General features: G+C 63.4%; 12 protein-coding genes. All 12 read left to right on the top strand.

Annotated features, from left to right (window positions below; genetic code table 11):
- Positions 1–227: 227 nt before the first annotated feature.
- Complete coding sequence (locus tag AVCA_RS04960; protein WP_012699752.1) at positions 228–1,268, top strand: AI-2E family transporter; 1,041 nt, start codon at positions 228–230, stop codon at positions 1,266–1,268.
- Positions 1,269–1,788: 520 nt separating this feature from the next.
- Positions 1,789–1,947, top strand: coding sequence for a DUF1328 domain-containing protein (locus AVCA_RS24395; RefSeq protein WP_012699750.1), 159 nt, complete (start codon positions 1,789–1,791; stop codon positions 1,945–1,947).
- A gap of 1,195 nt (positions 1,948–3,142) precedes the next feature.
- Positions 3,143–4,453 (top strand): nucleotide sugar dehydrogenase, encoded by a 1,311-nt coding sequence (locus AVCA_RS04950; protein WP_012699749.1) that lies wholly within the window; start codon positions 3,143–3,145, stop codon positions 4,451–4,453.
- Positions 4,454–4,566: 113 nt separating this feature from the next.
- Complete coding sequence (gene alg8 / locus AVCA_RS04945; RefSeq protein WP_012699748.1) at positions 4,567–6,048, top strand: mannuronan synthase; 1,482 nt, start codon at positions 4,567–4,569, stop codon at positions 6,046–6,048.
- Between the two features lie 36 nt (positions 6,049–6,084).
- Positions 6,085–7,251 carry an alginate biosynthesis protein Alg44 gene (locus tag AVCA_RS04940; RefSeq protein WP_012699747.1) on the top strand — a complete coding sequence of 389 codons (1,167 nt, stop codon included), beginning with the start codon at positions 6,085–6,087 and terminating at the stop codon, positions 7,249–7,251.
- Positions 7,252–7,264: 13 nt separating this feature from the next.
- Positions 7,265–8,638: a sel1 repeat family protein gene (locus AVCA_RS04935; RefSeq protein ID WP_012699746.1), complete on the top strand. Its 1,374-nt coding sequence runs from the start codon at positions 7,265–7,267 to the stop codon at positions 8,636–8,638.
- Positions 8,639–8,646: 8 nt separating this feature from the next.
- On the top strand, positions 8,647–10,137 hold the full coding sequence (locus tag AVCA_RS04930) for an alginate export family protein (RefSeq protein WP_012699745.1): 1,491 nt from the start codon (positions 8,647–8,649) through the stop codon (positions 10,135–10,137).
- A gap of 29 nt (positions 10,138–10,166) precedes the next feature.
- On the top strand, positions 10,167–11,747 hold the full coding sequence (gene algG / locus AVCA_RS04925; RefSeq protein WP_012699744.1) for a mannuronan 5-epimerase AlgG: 1,581 nt from the start codon (positions 10,167–10,169) through the stop codon (positions 11,745–11,747).
- Positions 11,748–11,767: 20 nt separating this feature from the next.
- A complete protein-coding gene (locus tag AVCA_RS04920; protein ID WP_012699743.1) occupies positions 11,768–13,219 on the top strand; it encodes an alginate O-acetyltransferase AlgX-related protein in 1,452 nt (483 codons plus the stop codon).
- Positions 13,220–13,227: 8 nt separating this feature from the next.
- On the top strand, positions 13,228–14,352 hold the full coding sequence (locus AVCA_RS04915) for a mannuronate-specific alginate lyase (protein ID WP_012699742.1): 1,125 nt from the start codon (positions 13,228–13,230) through the stop codon (positions 14,350–14,352).
- 192 nt (positions 14,353–14,544) lie between these two features.
- A complete protein-coding gene (locus AVCA_RS04910; RefSeq protein ID WP_012699741.1) occupies positions 14,545–16,044 on the top strand; it encodes an MBOAT family O-acyltransferase in 1,500 nt (499 codons plus the stop codon).
- Between the two features lie 12 nt (positions 16,045–16,056).
- Positions 16,057–17,223, top strand: coding sequence for an alginate O-acetyltransferase (locus AVCA_RS04905; protein ID WP_012699740.1), 1,167 nt, complete (start codon positions 16,057–16,059; stop codon positions 17,221–17,223).
- The last annotated feature ends 2 nt before the right edge of the window (positions 17,224–17,225 follow it).

The following is a 17,225-nucleotide window of genomic DNA, read 5'->3' as shown; positions in this document are numbered from 1 at the left end:
CGCCCCGGCATGTCGCCGGCCGGCAACGGACGCCAGGAAATGCGCAGAACGAGAAGGGACGCGAAGAAGAAGCGCTCGACCCCTATCGCAAAAAAACCCATCGGAACGCTGCCGTCCGTTCCTGGTCCCGCCACGTCGCGGGCAGACTTCGCGACGAAGCCCGCAACATCATCGCGCGGGCAGCCGGAACCTTCCCTGCGACGCGACCGGTCATGGCCTGATATCCGATGATCAATCCCCGCTTCGAATACCGGGTCTTCCTGTTTTTGCTGGTGCTGATCTCGGTGGCCTTCGTCTGGATCATCCTGCCCTTCTACGGCGCCATCTTCTGGGCGGCGGTGCTGGCCATTCTCTTCCATCCCCTGCAGATCCGCCTGCAGCGGCACCTCGGCAACCATCCGAATCTGTCGGCCTTGCTGACCCTGATCGTCTGCGTGGTAGTCGCCGTCCTGCCCATCACCATCGTGTCCATGCTGCTGATCCAGGAAGGCGCCACCCTCTACAACGAGATCGAGGCGGGCCGGATCGACTTCGCCGGCATGCTCGAGGGTCTCAAGGCGCAGCTTCCGGAGCCGCTGCAGGCACAGATGTCCCGCTTCGGTCTGGACAGCCGCTACGACCTGCGCGACCGGATCGCCAACATCGCCATGCAGGGCAGCCAGCTCCTGGCCACCAAGGCCTTCAACATCGGCCAGAACACCTTTCAGTTCATCCTCGGCTTTTTCGTGATGCTCTACCTGCTGTTCTTCTTCCTCCGCGACGGCACTGCGCTGGTCGCCCGGATCAGGGAAGCCATACCCCTCAGCGAAATGAAGAAGTCCCGCCTGTTCCAGCGCATCACCGGCATGGTGCAGGCCACCATCAAGGGCAGCCTCGTCGTCGCGGTCATCCAGGGCAGCCTGGGCGGCGTCATATTCGCCCTGCTGGGCATTCCTCGGGCGTTGCTCTGGGGGGTCGCCATGGCCTTCCTGTCGTTCCTGCCGGCCTTGGGAACGGGACTCGTCTGGGCCCCCGTGGCCATCTATTTCCTGCTCAGCGGCGCGATCCTCAAGAGCGTGCTGCTCACGGCTTGCGGCATCTTCATCATCGGCCTGGTGGACAACATCGTGAGACCCATCCTGGTGAGCAAGGACACCCGCCTGCCGGACTACCTGGTCCTGGTATCGACGCTGGGCGGGCTGGCCCTGTTCGGCCTCAACGGCTTCGTCATCGGCCCGGTGATCGCCGCTCTGTTCGTATCGACCTGGACCCTCTTCCAGACGCACTGAGCGGAACGACGGCTCCCATCGCTTCGTGCAAATTGCATAACCTGACCAGCGCGAATCCCGCACCCTGCAACACAAGCGTTCCCGGCCGACCGGGATATGCCGTTGAAATGACGGACAATATCGGAACTTCCGGGCTTGGCGCGTCGCTTGCTTCAATGAAAAGAACCGGGCGGTAACACACAACGCACGAAACGACCGAGGAATTGTCAACCATGAGACACGGCAAGATCCATTCTGTTCTGCGTGGTAAAAGCCTCTCCGTCGGCATTATCTTGAGCCTGGCCGTGGGAGCGGCCATATATAGTGGAAACGATCTTCCTCTCGAAAAAAGTGCCTCGAGTCCCGCACAGCAAAGCTCTCTGAGCCTGCCGACCCTGCGCTCCGTGAACGACCATCAAGCCACTGTTCCCAAAGGTATTAGCCATCACACGCTGCTGGTACCCCAACCGCGATGGATCTTTTGAGTCTTCGGATATCTAATGAAGGGTAGTCATCACATCCGCAAGAGAAGGAACATGACATGTTAACTTGGTCAATCATATTCCTTGTCGTCGCCATTATTGCCGGACTACTCGGCTTCGGCGGTATAGCAGGAACCGCCACCGGTATCGCCAAAATACTTTTCGCGCTCTTTCTGATCCTCTTCGTAGTTTCCTTGTTGTTCGGTCGCACCGGCTAGGCCGCTCTTTCGCAGATAGCCATTTCACTCCGCAATATATAAAGGCGGCCCTGCCGGAAAGAAAGGCAGCGGCCGTCTTTTCAATTCGTCTTTCACTATCCTCTTTTTCATCGTCCGCTTCCGGCGGAAACAATCCGGCGAAGTCGTTCCATGGCTGTTGCCTCGCCGGCATGGAGAAGGCGCCGCCTGGCGGAGGTGATCGCCCCGCGGGAGAATGCCCCGCTCCGGACCATGAATATCACATAGCCATCAAAGGCTTATAGCCACTACGGCAATCCCATTGCTGCCGGCAGGATTTTCCCTTCCTTCGAAAAGTTCCAAAGACCTGGAAGAATATTAGGGCCTGTTAACACTACTCTCCGCGAGCCGCGTTGCTGCGGCAAATGGCGCCAGGCGAGGCGCGGGACGCAGGGAATGGCATTCCCTTGCCAAGTCCCGCAACGACGCATGGCGCCATTTGCCGCGCAACCCGCAGGGACGGGCCCGTTTTTGCGCGGAGCGTCGTTACTCGTCGTTCGTTTGGAATGACCAAACTTCTCTCCTCGCGCCTAACCCCGCGCAAAAACAGGCTCCGTCGCGGCCGCGCGGAGTAGTGTTAACAGGCCCTAGTCGACTGACATCGCGTGATGTCAATTAGATATCCAATGGCCATCTTTTAGCAATGAATCGCCACCCAATTGATATCAAAACGACATCCAACAAGCGGCAAAAACAAAAAAATTCACCTATTCCACACTGGCCAAGGGATGGCCAGGGAACTTCTCCAAGTGCCAGCACTCTGTATGGAGCGAAGGGGACGCGTGCTGGCAAACTGCCGAAAAGGCTGCTGCCAGGGAACGAGGCCAGGGAACTATTTCGGAGAAAGTATTTCTTAGGCCTGCAACTATTCGAGCCCACAATCGTAACCCATGGAAGGACCATACAAGCCAGGAACCAATCACTACAATGAATTGGATGCTGTAATGGCAAAAAGATAGCGACCCGCGAAAGCGGGCGGCCCATGACGAACCGAACATGGATCGCTTGAGCAGTTATAAAGCATCCCTTGCAACCTGCCTTTTAACGCCAGCTCATTTGGCACGACATTTTATTGACTATAATTCGGCCTGCAAATTTCCCTTGAAGGCCGCCGGCAATGTGACGACCAAGGGTTTTAGTCGTCGACTTTTCGTTAAATAAGGACGAGGTGAACGCAATGCGTATCAGCATTTTCGGACTGGGCTATGTAGGTGCAGTATGCGCCGGCTGTCTTTCGGGACGTGGGCACGAAGTGGTCGGCGTGGATATTTCCGCCGCCAAGATCGACATGATCAATCAGGGCAAATCCCCCATCGTCGAGCCGGGACTGGGAGAACTGCTGGCCGAGGGCGTGAAGACCGGCCGCCTGCGCGGCACCACCAACGTGACCGAAGCGGTCCTCGCCACTGAGCTGTCCATGCTCTGCGTCGGCACGCCGAGCAAGCTGAACGGCGACCTGGAGCTCGACTACATCGAGGAAGTTTGCCGCCAGATGGGTTCCGCCCTGCGCGACAAGACCGAACGCCACACCGTGGTGGTGCGCAGCACCGTGCTGCCGGGCACCGTGCACAACGTGGTCATTCCGATTCTCGAGGAGTTCTCCGGCAAGAAGGCCGGCGTCGACTTCGGTGTGGCGGTCAACCCCGAGTTCCTGCGCGAGAGCACCGCGATCAAGGACTACAACTTCCCGCCGATGACCGTGATCGGTGAGCTGGACAAGGCCTCGGGCGACGCCCTGGCGTCCATCTACGCCGAACTCGACGCCCCGATCGTCCGCAAGGACATCGCCGTCGCCGAGATGATCAAGTACACCTGCAACGTCTGGCACGCGACCAAGGTCACCTTCGCCAACGAGATCGGCAACATCGCCAAGGCCGCCGGCGTCGATGGCCGCGAGGTGATGGAAGTGGTCTGCATGGACAACAAGCTCAACCTGTCCCAGTACTACATGCGCCCCGGCTTCGCCTTCGGCGGTTCCTGCCTGCCCAAGGACGTCAGCGCCCTCAGCTACCGTGCCCACCTGTGGGACATCGAGGCGCCGCTGATCAGCTCGCTGATGCGCAGCAACGCCGCCCAGGTGCAGAAAGCCTACGACATGATCGACAAGCACGGCTCGCGCAAGGTCGCCCTGCTCGGCCTGAGCTTCAAGGCCGGCACCGACGACCTGCGCGAAAGCCCCCAGCTCGAGCTGGCCGAGATGCTGATCGGCAAGGGCTTCAAGCTGAGCATCTTCGACAGCAACGTCGAGTACGCCCGTGACCACGGCGCCAACGGCCACTACATCAAGAACGAGATCCCCCACGTCTCCGCCCTGTTGCAGTCCGATCTGGACAAGGTCGTCGCGGAAGCCGACGTCATCGTTCTCGGCAACGCCGATCCGCGCTTCGAGAAGCTGGCCAAGGACGTGCCGGCCGGCAAGAAGGTCATCGACCTGGTCGGCTTCATGCCTCAGCGCACCGCCGGTGCCGCAGAAGGCATCTGCTGGTAATCCGCCGCCGTCCGCCCCTTCGGGGGCGGACTCTGGAAGGGCGTGCGGACAAGAACGACAACAGTGCCGCCCGGACCGGCTCGCGAATACAGACGACGGACTCAAGAAGAATTATGGACAGGCTTAAGCATGCTCTTGGAGAGGCCACCGGCTGGCTACTCTTCCTCAGTTTCCTGATGCTGCTGGCGCTCGCCCTGCCGCCGCAGGTGTTCGATCCGGAATCCAAGCATTTCATCATGCTGATAGGCCTGATCGGCGTGTGGCGCTATTCCATGGGAATCATCCATTTCCTGCGCGGCATGCTATTCCTCTACGTGGTCTACCCCTACTACCGGCGCAAGGTGGAAAAACTGGGCAAGGACGCCGATCCTTCCCATGTGTTTCTCATGGTCACCAGTTTCCGCATCGACGCCCTGACCACCGGCAAGGTCTACGGCTCGGTGATCAAGGAGGCGATCAACTGCGGTTACCCGACCACAGTGGTCTGCTCGATCGTGGAAATGTCCGACGAGCTGCTGATCAAGAGCCTTTGGGAAAAACTCGATCCGCCGGACCGGGTGAAGCTGGACTTCGTGCGCATCGCCGGCACCGGCAAGCGCGACGGACTGGCCAACGGTTTCCGCGCCATCTCCCGCCACATGCCCGACGAAGACTCGGTGGTCGCGGTGATCGACGGCGATACCGTGCTGAACGAAGGCGTGGTCCGCAAGACGGTTCCCTATTTCAAGATCTTCCCCAACATGGGTGGCCTGACCACCAACGAATTCTGCGAAGTGCTGGGCGGCTACGTCATGAGCGAGTGGCACAAGCTGCGCTTCGCCCAGCGCCACATCAACATGTGTTCCATGGCGCTGTCCCACCGCGTGCTGACCCTCACTGGGCGGATGTCGGTGTTCCGCGCCGCGGTGGTCACCGACCCCGAATTCATCGTCGACGTCGAGAACGACAACCTCGACCACTGGCGCCTCGGCCGCTTCAAATTCCTCACCGGAGACGACAAGTCCAGTTGGTTCAGCCTGATGCGCCTGGGCTACGACACCTTCTACGTGCCCGATGCCTCGATCCACACGGTCGAGCACCCGCCGGAGAAGCGCTTCGTCAAGGCCAGCCGCAAGCTGATGTTCCGCTGGTACGGCAACAACCTGCGGCAGAACTCCCGCGCCCTGAAGCTCGGCGTGCAGCGCCTCGGCTGGTTCACCTCGGTGGTGCTGTTCGACCAGCGCGTGTCCATGTGGACCAGCCTGCTCGGCCTGACCGTGGCGATCATCGGCTCCATCAAATACAGCATCGCCATTTTCATCGCCTATCTGCTGTGGGTCTGCTCCACCCGCCTGGTCCTGACCCTGCTGTTGTCTCTTTCCGGACACCCGATCGGACCGGCCTACCCGCTGATCCTCTACTACAACCAGATCGTCGGCGCCGTGGTGAAGATCCATGTGTTCTTCCGCCTCGACCAGCAATCCTGGACGCGCCAGGACACCAAGCTCAACCGTGAACTCGCCAGCTTCCAGAGCTGGTTCAACAACTGGTCGTCAAAGGCCATGACCTTTTCAGCGACCAGCATCTTCATCGCTGTGCTGATGCTGTCGGTCTGACCGGGACTGAATGATCGAGAAGGAAGACATGCAACCATGAATACCGCGACCCTTAATGTAAACGTGGTCCACGAGTCGGAAGCGCAACGCCAACACGCGCGCGTCAAGCTGCCCGGTAAGATCCGCTTCCTCGGCCCCAACCGGGAAACCATCGAGCAGCGTCTGATCGACATCTCCGCCGGTGGCTTCAGCTTCGCCAGCGGCAAGCCGGTCACCCAGCAGGGTGCCTTCCACCGCGGCAAGCTGCTGTTCCAGCTGGACAGCCTGGGCCTGGCCATGGACGTGGAGTTCCAGGTGCGCAACCTCGACCCGGAAAGCGGCCGCACCGGCTGCCAGTTCCACGGTCTGGGCGCACGCGAGATCTCCACCCTGCGCCAGATGATCACCTCGCACCTGAGCGGCGAGTTGGTCACCGTCGGCGATGTGATCTGCACCCTGCAGCGCGACAACTTCACCAAGGCGCGCAAGGGCAAGGGCCTGGCCCAGCAGACCATGTTCGAACGCTTGCGCGCGGTCAGCTTCAGCCTGGCGATCTTCATCGTCGGCCTCGGCGCCTTCGGCCTGATCCTCAAGCAGCTCTACGACCTCTACTTCGTCACCCATGCCGAGTCGGGCATGGTCAGCGTGCCCAGCATGGAAGTGACCATGCCCCGCGAAGGCACGGTGCAGAGCCTGGTCGGCCCGGACGGCCTGGTCGCCAACGGTGCGCCGATCGCCAGCTTCTCCGCCTCCATGCTGGAAATGCTCAAGGGCCACCTGAGCGAGGAGCAGCTCAACCCGGCCAACGTCGAGAAGCTGTTCACCCGGCAGATGAAGGGCACCCTGACCAGCCCGTGCGATTGCAAGGTGGTCGCCCAGCGCGTGGCCGACGGCCAGTTCGCCTCCAAGGGCCAGGTGATCTTCGAGCTGCTGCCGCGCGACGCCGCCGCTACCGTCGAGGCCCGTTTCCGCTACCACGACTTCGCCAAGGTCAAGCCGGGCACCCAGGTCACTTTCAGCGTTCCCGGCGAGGACCAGCCGCGCCGCGGCCGGATCGTCAGCACCGCCCTGCAGAATGAAGGACTGTCCAGCGATATCCGCGTGCTCATCCAGCCCGAACAGCCCCTGGACAGCGCCCTGGCCGGCCAGCCGGTGGAAGTGGTCATCGACCACGGCCCTTCCTACGACTGGCTGATCGACAAGGCCGTGACCGCCGGACTCTGAGAGGACACCTCAGGTGAACCTGACCAAGCCCCTGCTGCTCTCGGCGCTGGCCGGCCTGACCGCCTGCGCCAACCTCGACCTGCCCGACCAGCGTCTGGCGAAGGAAGCCCTGCAACGCGGCGACACCCAGACCGCCGAGCGGCATTTCCGTCAACTCGCCGACATGGGCTTCACCGAGGCCCAGCTCGGCCTGGCCGACATGCAGTTGGCCAGCGGTGATCCCGAGCAGCTGCGCAAGGCGGAACAGACCTACCGCATGGCGCTGGACGCCTCGCCGCGGGCCAAGGCCCGCCTGGGCAAGCTGCTGGCCTACAAGCCGACCAGCAGCGAGGCGGAAAAGCGCGAGGCCGCCCAGTTGCTCAGCGATGCCTTCGCCGCCGGCGAGGATGGCGTGCTGCTGCCCCTGGCGATGCTTTACTTGAAGAACCCGCAGACGTTCCCCGACGTCAGCCTGCAGCAACGCATCGATCAGTGGCGCGCCGCCGGACATCCCCAGGCGGACATCGCACAGATCGTGGTCTACCGCACCCAGGGCACCTACGACCAGCACCTGGACGACATCGAGCGGATCTGCCAGCAGCGCCTCGCCGAGCACAGCGACTGCTACGTCGAGCTAGCCACCGTCTATCTCAAGCGCGACCAGAACGACCGCCTGCAGGCGCTGGTGCAACAGCTCATGGCCGCTCATCGCGCGGGCGGAGTGTCAGCGCAACTGGTGACGGAAGTCGCCGGCGTGCTCTCCAACCCGCTGCTCGGCCAGTCGAACGAAAAGACCGCCCAGACCATGCTCGAGGAAATCGCCCCGACCTACCCCGCCGCCTGGGTCAGTCTGGCGCGTCTGATCTACGACTTTCCCGGCACCGGCGACACCGACCAGATGCTCGACTACCTCGAGCGTGGCCGTGCCGCCGCCCAGCCGGCAGCCGATCTGTTGCTCGGTCGGCTCTACTACGAAGGCAAGCTGCTTCCACAGGACCCGTTCAAGGCCGAGGAATATTTCATCAAGGCCCGCGCCACGGAAAACAGCGCCCACTACTACCTGGGTCAGATCTATCGCCGCGGCTTCCTCGGCGAGGTCTACCCGCAGAAGGCCGTCGACAGCCTGCTGACCGCCGCCCGCGGCGGCCAGGCGAGCGCCGACTACGCCCTCGCGCAGCTGTACTCCCAGGGTCGCGGCATCCGCATCGACCTGGCCAACGCCTACGTCTTCGCACGTCTCGCCGTTTTGCAAGGCCGCCCCGATTCCGAGCCCCTGCTTCAGGAAATAGAGGCTAATCTCGCTCCTGCAGAACGTACCCGGGGTGAGCAGATGCTGCACGCGGAACAGCAGGCTCGTTACGGCGTGTGGCAGACCTCGACGCAGCTGCAAGCCATGCAAAATCAATAGGAAGCATTATGAGTAGGAAGCAACGCATAAGCGCGGGACTGGGCCTGGGAGCCAGTCTGCTCTGCTGCAATCCGCTGTTCGCAGGGCCCGTGGGTCCCGATCGCAATTTCGGCATGGAGGTGAAGGTCACCGCCCAGTCGGAAGACGACCGTGACCTGGACACCCGCAGCGGCGGTGACGCCGAGGGTATCGCCCTCGACTTGCGGCCCTGGGTCTACGGCCAGCGCGGCAACTGGGGAGCCATGGTGATGCTCCAGGCGGTCGCGGCCACCGACATCATCGAAACCGACCCCACCGATCCCAACGAAGAACCGGGGGGCGATCCCGCGAACGGCTTCAGCCGCGACAGCAGCCGCGACCCGGACAAGAGCTACCTCGCCCTGCGCGAATTCTGGATCGACTACGCCGGCCTCACCCCCTACCCCGGCGAGCACCTGCGCATCGGCCGCCAGCGCATACGCAGCCTGACCAACGAAGGCACCTGGTGGGACATCCACATGGAGTCGGTGAACTGGACCATGGACACCAGCCTGCTGCGTGCCCAGGCCGGCGTCGCCGAACGCTTCGACGAATACCGTACCGACCTGGACAACCTGAGCGCGGAAGACAAGGACCGCACCCACGTCTTCGGCGGCCTCGACTACCAGTGGCGGCAAGGTCACTGGGCCGGCTTCAAGGTGCACCACACCAGCGACGACGGCGACCTGCCGGACAGCCAGATGGATGTCTACGAAGACCGCCAGAGCAAGTCCTACACCGGCGACCTGACCTGGCTGAGCGTGCACCTGGACGGCGACTTCTTCAATCCTCGCTCGACCCTGCCGATCAACTACTGGGGCGAATTCACCTGGCTGACCGGCGAGATGGACAGGAGCCACTTCGCCAGCGACGGCAGCGCCGACCACTACAAGGACGTGGATGTCGACGCCTGGGCCGTGGACCTCGGCCTGCGCTGGAACATCAGCGACCGCTGGAACGTCGGCGCGGCCTATGCCCGCGGCAGCGGCGGCGAGGGCGACGACGAGTCCGAACAGTTCATGCAGACCGGCCTGCAGAGCAACCGCTCCACCTTCACCGGCCTGCAGACGCGCATCCACCGCTTCGGCGAAGCCTTCCGCGGCGAACTGACCAACCTGCAGGTGGGCACCCTGTTCACCTCCTGGAAGCCGAGAGAGGACCTCGAGACCAGCCTGATCTATCACAAGTTCTGGCGCGTCGACGATGACGAGGATCTCGGCCAGAACGGCATCAGCCCGATCGAGAAGGACGGCAAGCCCGCGCTCAAGGCCGGTGAGAAGGACCTCGGCCAGGAAGTCGACCTGATCATCACCCGCTACTTCAACCAGGGCATGTTGCCGGCCAACTGGGGTGGCGAGCTGGACGAGCAGTCCGCACTGATCCGCCTGCGCAGCGGCCTGTTCTTCCCGAGCAACGCCTATGCCAGCAAGGGCGACAGCAAAATGCACCGTGTCTTCGTCGACATGATCTGGCGCTTCTAAGGTCCAGCGGCACGCTGAGAGGATCGAACATGAACGTGCAAAGAAAACTTGCATCCACCCAGCTGAAACCCGTGTTGCTCGGCGTGCTGCTGGCCACCAGCGCCTGGAGCCAGGCCGCCCCGCCGGAGCAGGCGAGGCAGTCCGCGCCCCCCACCCTGAGTTCGAAGCAGTACAGCGTCACCAGCGCCTCGATCGAAGCCTTGAAGCTGGACCCGCCCAAACTGCCGGATCTCTCCGGCTACACTCACGCGGCGGTGGAGGCCAAGATCCGGCGCAAGCCCGGTGGACGCATCGCGCTGCGGCGCATGCTGCAGCAGACCGCCCTGAAGGACTTCACCGGTGGCAGCGGACGTCTGCGCGAGTGGATCGTCCGCCAGGGCGGTATGCCTCACGCGATCTTCATAGAAGGCGGCTATGTCGAGCTGGGTCAGTTGGCCAGGCAGTTGCCGGCCAATCAGTTCGCCGAGACCACGCCGGGCGTCTACGTGGCGCGGGTGCCGATCGTCGTCGCCCCCGGCGCGACCCTGCACATCGGCAAGAACGTCAAGGAGCTGCGCCTCTCCGAGGAGCGCGGCGCCTTCCTGGTCAACGATGGCAAGCTGTTCATCACCGACACCAAGCTGGTCGGCTGGAGCGAGAAGAACAACGCTCCGTCCGCCTACCGCGGCCCGGAAAGCTTCCGGCCCTTCCTGGTGTCCTGGGGCGGCACCGAGACCTACATCTCGCGCAGCACCGTCGCCAGCCTGGGCTACAACACCAGTAAGGCCTACGGCGTGAGCATCACCCAGTACACCCCGGAAATGCACAAGCGCCTCAAGCGCCCGCGCCCGACCGGCTGGCTGATCGACTCGGTATTCGAGGACATCTACTACGGCTTCTACTGCTACGAAGCCGACGACGTGGTGCTCAAGGGCAATACCTACCGCGACAACATCATCTACGGCATCGACCCCCACGACCGCTCGGAACGCCTGATCATCGCCGAGAACCACGTCTACGGGACGAAGAAGAAGCACGGCATCATCGTCTCGCGGGAGGTCAACAACAGTTGGATCATCAACAACCGCACCCACGACAACAAGCTGTCGGGCATCGTTCTCGACCGTAACAGCGAACACAACCTGGTCGCCTACAACGAGGTGTACCAGAACCACTCCGACGGCATCACCCTCTACGAGAGTTCGAACAACCTGATCTGGGGCAACCGGCTCATCAACAACGCGCGCCACGGCATCCGCATGCGCAACAGCGTGAACATCCGGATCTACGAGAACCTGTCCGTCGCCAACCAGTTGACCGGCATCTACGGCCACATCAAGGACCTCAGCAGCACCGACCGCGACTTCAAGCTCGACCCCTTCGACACCAAGGTGTCGATGATCGTGGTCGGCGGCCAACTGACCGGCAACGGCTCGTCGCCGATCTCCGTGGACTCGCCGCTGAGCCTCGAACTCTACCGCGTGGAGATGCTCGCCCCGACCAAGAGTTCCGGCCTCACCTTCACCGGCATCCTCGAGGACAAACAAGAAGAGATCCTCGATCTGCTGGTGCGCCGCCAGAAGGCCGTGCTGATCGACCCCGTCGTCGATCCCGCCCAGGCCGAGCTGTAGAACCGATGAGACTGCGCAACATGAAGACCCACAACAGCAAATGGATTGGACCCGCCGCGCTGGCCGCGGCGATCGCCCTGGCCGCCGCCGAGGTGCGTGCCGAAGAAACCCCTACCGGGCTGCCCGTCTACCGCGCCGAGTCCTGCTGCGACCTGTGCCCGGCCGCCGCGGACCCCAACAGCTACACCAGCAACTACATGAAGGGCTTCGTCACCCTGGTGCAGGGCAACGAGAGCGACTGGCTGTTCCGTACCAACGAGGACCTGCGCACCGAATTCGGTACCACTCCAGAAGGTTACCGTCAGCTCAAGGCATTGCACGACGCCTTCAAGAGCCGCGGCGTCGAGTTGGTGATCGTCTACCAGCCGACCCGCGGCATGGTGCAACGCAACAAACTGTTGCCCGCCGACTACGCCCGCTTCGACTACGACAAGGCGGTGAGGAACTTCCGGGCGACCCTGAAGCATTTCGAGCAACTCGGCTACTGGGTGCCCGACCTGACTCCGCTGACCGACGAAAAGGTCGAGCCGGCCTTCTACTTCCGCGGCGACCACCACTGGACCTCCTACGGCGCCGAACGCAGTGCGCGGATCGTCGCCGAGACCGTGAAGGAGATCCCCGCCTTCGCGGACATCCCGCGCAAGGAGTTCGTCACCAAGAAAATGGGCCGCATGGGCAAGCGCGGCACCCACCACCGGGTCGCCGGCCAGTTGTGCAACACCACCTACGCCTTCGAGCACAGCGACCAGTTCTTCACCGAACCCAAGGGTGAAGGCGGCGGCGACCTGTTCGGCGACAGCAGCCTGCCGCAGATCACCCTGGTCGGTACCAGCCACAGCGGCACCAACTACAACTTCGCCGGCTTCCTCTCCGAATACATGGGTGCCGAAATCCTCAACGTCGCCTTCCCCGGCAGCGGCCTGGAAGGCTCGATGCTCGAATACCTGGCCAGCGACGAATTCCAGAAGAATCCGCCGAAGATCCTCATCTGGGAATTCTCGCCGCTCTACGACCTGGCCGAGGACAAGTTCTACCGCCAGGCGCTGTCCATGCTCGGCAATGCCTGCGAAGGCGAAAAAACCCTGCTCGCCGGCAAAGCCACCCTGCGCCCCGGCGAAGCCGGCAAGGAAGTGCTGATCAACGGCGCCGGCCGACTGGTCGAGGCCACCAACTCCCGCCATCAGGTGGACATCCGCTTCAGCGACCCCTCGGTGAAAAAGCTGGAAGGCACCATCTGGTACATGACCGGCCGCCGCGAGAAGTTCCAGTTCGACAAGCCGGTCACCACCGAAACCAACGGCCGTTTCGCCTTCAACATGCGCGACGAGGCCGACTGGGGCGGACTCAACTTCTTCGCCATGGAAATCCAGCCGCCGGAGGGGCTCAAGGAGCCCGTCGAGGTCGAGGTGCGCCTCTGCAAGCGCCACGACTATCACGCTCCGGCCAACCTGACCGCCCGTAGCGGCAACTGAGGCCTACCATGCACAAGACCAGACTCGCCCTCTCCTGCCTGCTCGGCAGCCTGCTGTTGAGCGGCGCCGTCCACGCCGCCGAAGCCCTGGTTCCGCCCAAGGGCTACTACGCGCCGGTGGATATCCGCAAAGGCGAGGCGCCGGCCTGTCCGGTGGTGCCCGAACCCTTCACCGGGGAACTGGTCTTTCGCAGCAAGTACGAAGGCTCGGACGCGGCCCGGTCGACCCTCAACGAGGAAGCGGAAAAGGCCTTCCGCACCAAGACCGCGCCGATCACCCAGATCGAGCGCGGCGTCAGCCGGATGGTCATGCGCTACATGGAGAAAGGCCGCGCCGGCGACCTGGAATGCACCCTGGCCTGGCTGGACGCCTGGGCCGAAGACGGCGCCCTGCTCACCACCGAGTACAACCACACCGGCAAATCCATGCGCAAGTGGGCCCTCGGCAGCCTGGCCGGCGCCTACCTGCGCCTGAAATTCTCCAGTTCGCAGCCGCTGGCGGCCTATCCCGAACAGGCACGGCGCATCGAGAGCTGGTTCGCCAAGGTGGGCGACCAGGTGATCAAGGACTGGAGCGACCTGCCGCTCAAGCGGATCAACAACCACTCCTACTGGGCGGCCTGGGCGGTCATGGCCGCCGGCGTGGCGACCAACCGCCGGCCGCTGTTCGACTGGGCGGTCGAGCAGTTCCACATCGCCGCCGGGCAGGTCGACTCGAATGGCTTCCTGCCCAACGAACTCAAGCGCCGCCAACGTGCGCTGGCCTACCACAACTACAGCTTGCCGCCCCTGATGATGGTCGCCGCCTTCGCCCTGGCCAACGGTGTCGACCTGCGCGGCGACAACGATGGCGCCCTGGGCCGCCTGGCCGGCAACGTGCTGGCCGGCGTCGAGAAGCCCGAACCGTTCGCCGAACGGGCCGGCGACGAGGATCAGGACATGGAGGATCTGGAGACCGACGCCAAGTTCTCCTGGCTGGAACCCTACTGCGCGCTCTACTCCTGCTCCCCCGCCCTGCGGGAAAGGAAGGCCGAGATGGGCCCGTTCAAGAATTTCCGCCTGGGTGGCGACGTGACCCGGATCTTCGATCCGGCCGAGAAGTCGCCCAGATCGACCGTCGGCAAGCGCGACTAGCGCGGCCCCGACGTCGCCCCAGCAGCCGGCAGTCAGTCCGTCGCCGGCCGCCACGCCCTTCCGGGCCAGGCGGAATGCCCCGAAATGCGCAACAGACGCAGCCGGGAACGGACCTCTTCGGGGACCCCCCGGGGGAGAGGCCGGGCTCAGAGAAGAGCCTGAAACATTGGTGCTAGAAGCGAGACACGGGTAATGGTGTTTTCATCCAACGTCTTCCTGTTTTTATTCCTGCCGCTGTTCCTCGGGTTGTACTACCTGAGCCCGGCGCGCTACCGCAACCTGTTGCTGCTGACCGCCAGCTATGTCTTCTATGCCTGGTGGCGCATCGACTTCCTTGGACTGTTTGCCGCCGTCACCGTCTTCAACTACTGGATCGGCCTACGCATCGGCGCCGCCGGTGTGCGCACCCAGTCCGCACAACGCTGGCTGACGCTCGGCGTGGTGGTCGACCTCTGTGTGCTCGGCTACTTCAAGTACGCGAACTTCGGCGTGGACAGTCTGAACGCGATCATCACCTCGTTCGGCGTGGAACCCTTCGTGGTCACCCACATCCTGCTGCCGATCGGCATCTCCTTCTACGTCTTCGAATCCATCAGTTACATCATAGACGTTTATCGCGGAGATACCCCGGCGACCCGCAATCTGGTCGACTTCGCGGCCTTCGTGGCGATCTTCCCGCACCTGATCGCCGGTCCGGTGCTGCGCTTCCGCGACCTGGTCGACCAGTTCAACCATCGCACCCACACGCTGGACAAGTTCGCCGAAGGCTGCACCCGCTTCATGCAGGGCTTCATCAAGAAGGTGTTCATCGCCGACAGCCTGGCGCCGATCGCCGATCACTGCTTCGCCCTCAGCGATCCGACCACCGGCGATGCCTGGCTCGGCGCCCTGGCCTACACCGCCCAGCTGTACTTCGACTTCTCCGGCTACAGCGACATGGCCATCGGCCTCGGCCTGATGATCGGCTTCCGCTTCATGGAGAACTTCAACCAACCCTACATCAGCCAGTCGATCACCGAATTCTGGCGCCGCTGGCACATCAGCCTGTCCACCTGGCTGCGCGACTACCTGTACATCAGCCTGGGCGGCAACCGCGGCACCACCTTCCAGACCTACCGCAACCTGATCCTCACCATGCTGCTCGGCGGCCTGTGGCACGGCGCCAACTGGACCTTCATCATCTGGGGCGCCTGGCACGGCACCTGGCTGGCGATCGAGCGCGCCCTGCGCATCGACGCCGCGCCGAAGACCATTCGCCCGCTGCGCTGGGTCTTCGCCTTCCTGCTGGTGATGGTCGGCTGGGTGATCTTCCGCGCCGAGAACCTCGACGTCGCCTGGCGCATGTACGCCGCCATGTTCAGCTTCGGCGACTGGACCCTGTCCGACCTGAACAAGGCACAACTGACCAGCCTGCAGATCGCCACCCTGCTGCTCGCCTACGTGGTGATCGCGGTGTACGGCATTCGCCAGTTCTACGCCCAACCGCTCACCGGCGCGCCCAAGGCCAAGGCGAACGATCAGGCCGACGCGCCCCAGGGCATCGTCCATGCGTCGAGCGGCACCCTGGCCTATTCGCAGGCCATCGATATACCGGCACTGGCGACCCGCGTCGCGGTGCTCCTGCTGTTCGCCGCCTCTGTGCTCAAGCTTTCGGCGCAGAGTTTCTCGCCTTTCCTCTACTTCCAGTTTTGAAGAGGGACCGCCATGAATAGAACAACCAACCTGGTCTACGCCGGTACCTTCGCCGGCACCCTGCTGGCGCTCAGCCTGTGGTCGCTGAAAGGCGCCGCCGGCTTCTCCACCGCCGATAACACCCCGGTGCTCAACGGCAAGCTGGCCCTGGCCTTCGAGAAACACTACGACGAGGAATTCCCGATCAAGAAGCTCGGCACCAACCTCTGGGCGGCGCTGGACTACACGCTGTTCGGCGAAGGCCGTCCCGGCGTGGTGATCGGAGCCAACCAGTGGCTGTTCAGCGACGAGGAGTTCAAGCCCACCGCCGCCGCCTCGCAGAACATCACGGACAACCAGGCGCTGATCCAGGGCGTGCGTGAAACCCTGGCACGGAACAACGTGCAACTGGTGATGGCGATCCTGCCGGCCAAGGCACGCCTGTACCCGGAGAACTTCGGCGAGCAGCAGCCCGCGTCCCTGCACGAGCAGCTCTACCAGAACTTCCGCCGGATCGTGGCCGATGCCGGCATCCAGGCACCCGACCTGCTCGGCCCGCTGCAGCAGGCCAAGGCCGGGGGCCAGGTGTTCCTGCGCACCGACACCCACTGGACGCCCTACGGCGCCCAGGTGGTCGCCGGCCAGTTGGCCACGACGATCAAGCCGATCGGCGTGCTCCCGGAAAGCGGCAACGTCTACGTCACCGAAACCCTGCCGGGCGGGCCGCACAAGGGCGACCTGACCAACTTCCTGCCGCTCGACCCGCTGTTCGAGGAACTGCTGCCGCCGCCGGATCAACTGGCCAAGCACAACACCCGCCAGCAGGAGGAAAGCGCCCCCGCCGGGGACGACCTGTTCGCCGAAACCCAGGTGCCGGTGGCCCTGGTCGGCACCAGCTACAGCGCCGACGAACGCTGGAACTTCGCCGGCGCGCTGCGCCAGGCGCTCGGCAGCGACCTCGTGAACTTCGCCGAGGACGGCCGCGGGCCACTCCTGCCGATGCTCAAGTTCCTGCAGAGCGAGGACTTCAAGAAATCCCCGCCGCGCCTGGTGATCTGGGAATTCCCCGAGCGTTACCTGCCGATGGCCTATGACCTGAGCGAGTTCGACGCCGACTGGATCGCCCAGCTCAAGGCCGCCGGCCGCCAGGACAAGCAGTTGGCCGACAACACCGCTACCAACCAGGGCGCACGCCACTGAAC

It is taken from the genome of Azotobacter vinelandii CA, assembly GCF_000380335.1.
In the GTDB taxonomy this organism is placed as follows: Bacteria; Pseudomonadota; Gammaproteobacteria; order Pseudomonadales; family Pseudomonadaceae; genus Azotobacter; species Azotobacter vinelandii.
This window is presented reverse-complemented; position numbering and strand designations above follow the sequence as displayed.

What these genes read in the sequence shown, in the direction of transcription:
- AVCA_RS04930 (WP_012699745.1), top strand. Translation starts at nt 8,647, where the DNA reads ATGAGTAGGAAGCAACGCATAAGCGCGGGACTGGGCCTGGGAGCCAGT.
- alg8 (WP_012699748.1), top strand. Translation starts at nt 4,567, where the DNA reads ATGGACAGGCTTAAGCATGCTCTTGGAGAGGCCACCGGCTGGCTACTC.
- AVCA_RS24395 (WP_012699750.1), top strand. Translation starts at nt 1,789, where the DNA reads ATGTTAACTTGGTCAATCATATTCCTTGTCGTCGCCATTATTGCCGGA.
- AVCA_RS04950 (WP_012699749.1), top strand. Translation starts at nt 3,143, where the DNA reads ATGCGTATCAGCATTTTCGGACTGGGCTATGTAGGTGCAGTATGCGCC.
- AVCA_RS04910 (WP_012699741.1), top strand. Translation starts at nt 14,545, where the DNA reads ATGGTGTTTTCATCCAACGTCTTCCTGTTTTTATTCCTGCCGCTGTTC.
- AVCA_RS04915 (WP_012699742.1), top strand. Translation starts at nt 13,228, where the DNA reads ATGCACAAGACCAGACTCGCCCTCTCCTGCCTGCTCGGCAGCCTGCTG.
- algG (WP_012699744.1), top strand. Translation starts at nt 10,167, where the DNA reads ATGAACGTGCAAAGAAAACTTGCATCCACCCAGCTGAAACCCGTGTTG.
- AVCA_RS04920 (WP_012699743.1), top strand. Translation starts at nt 11,768, where the DNA reads ATGAAGACCCACAACAGCAAATGGATTGGACCCGCCGCGCTGGCCGCG.
- AVCA_RS04905 (WP_012699740.1), top strand. Translation starts at nt 16,057, where the DNA reads ATGAATAGAACAACCAACCTGGTCTACGCCGGTACCTTCGCCGGCACC.
- AVCA_RS04940 (WP_012699747.1), top strand. Translation starts at nt 6,085, where the DNA reads ATGAATACCGCGACCCTTAATGTAAACGTGGTCCACGAGTCGGAAGCG.
- AVCA_RS04960 (WP_012699752.1), top strand. Translation starts at nt 228, where the DNA reads ATGATCAATCCCCGCTTCGAATACCGGGTCTTCCTGTTTTTGCTGGTG.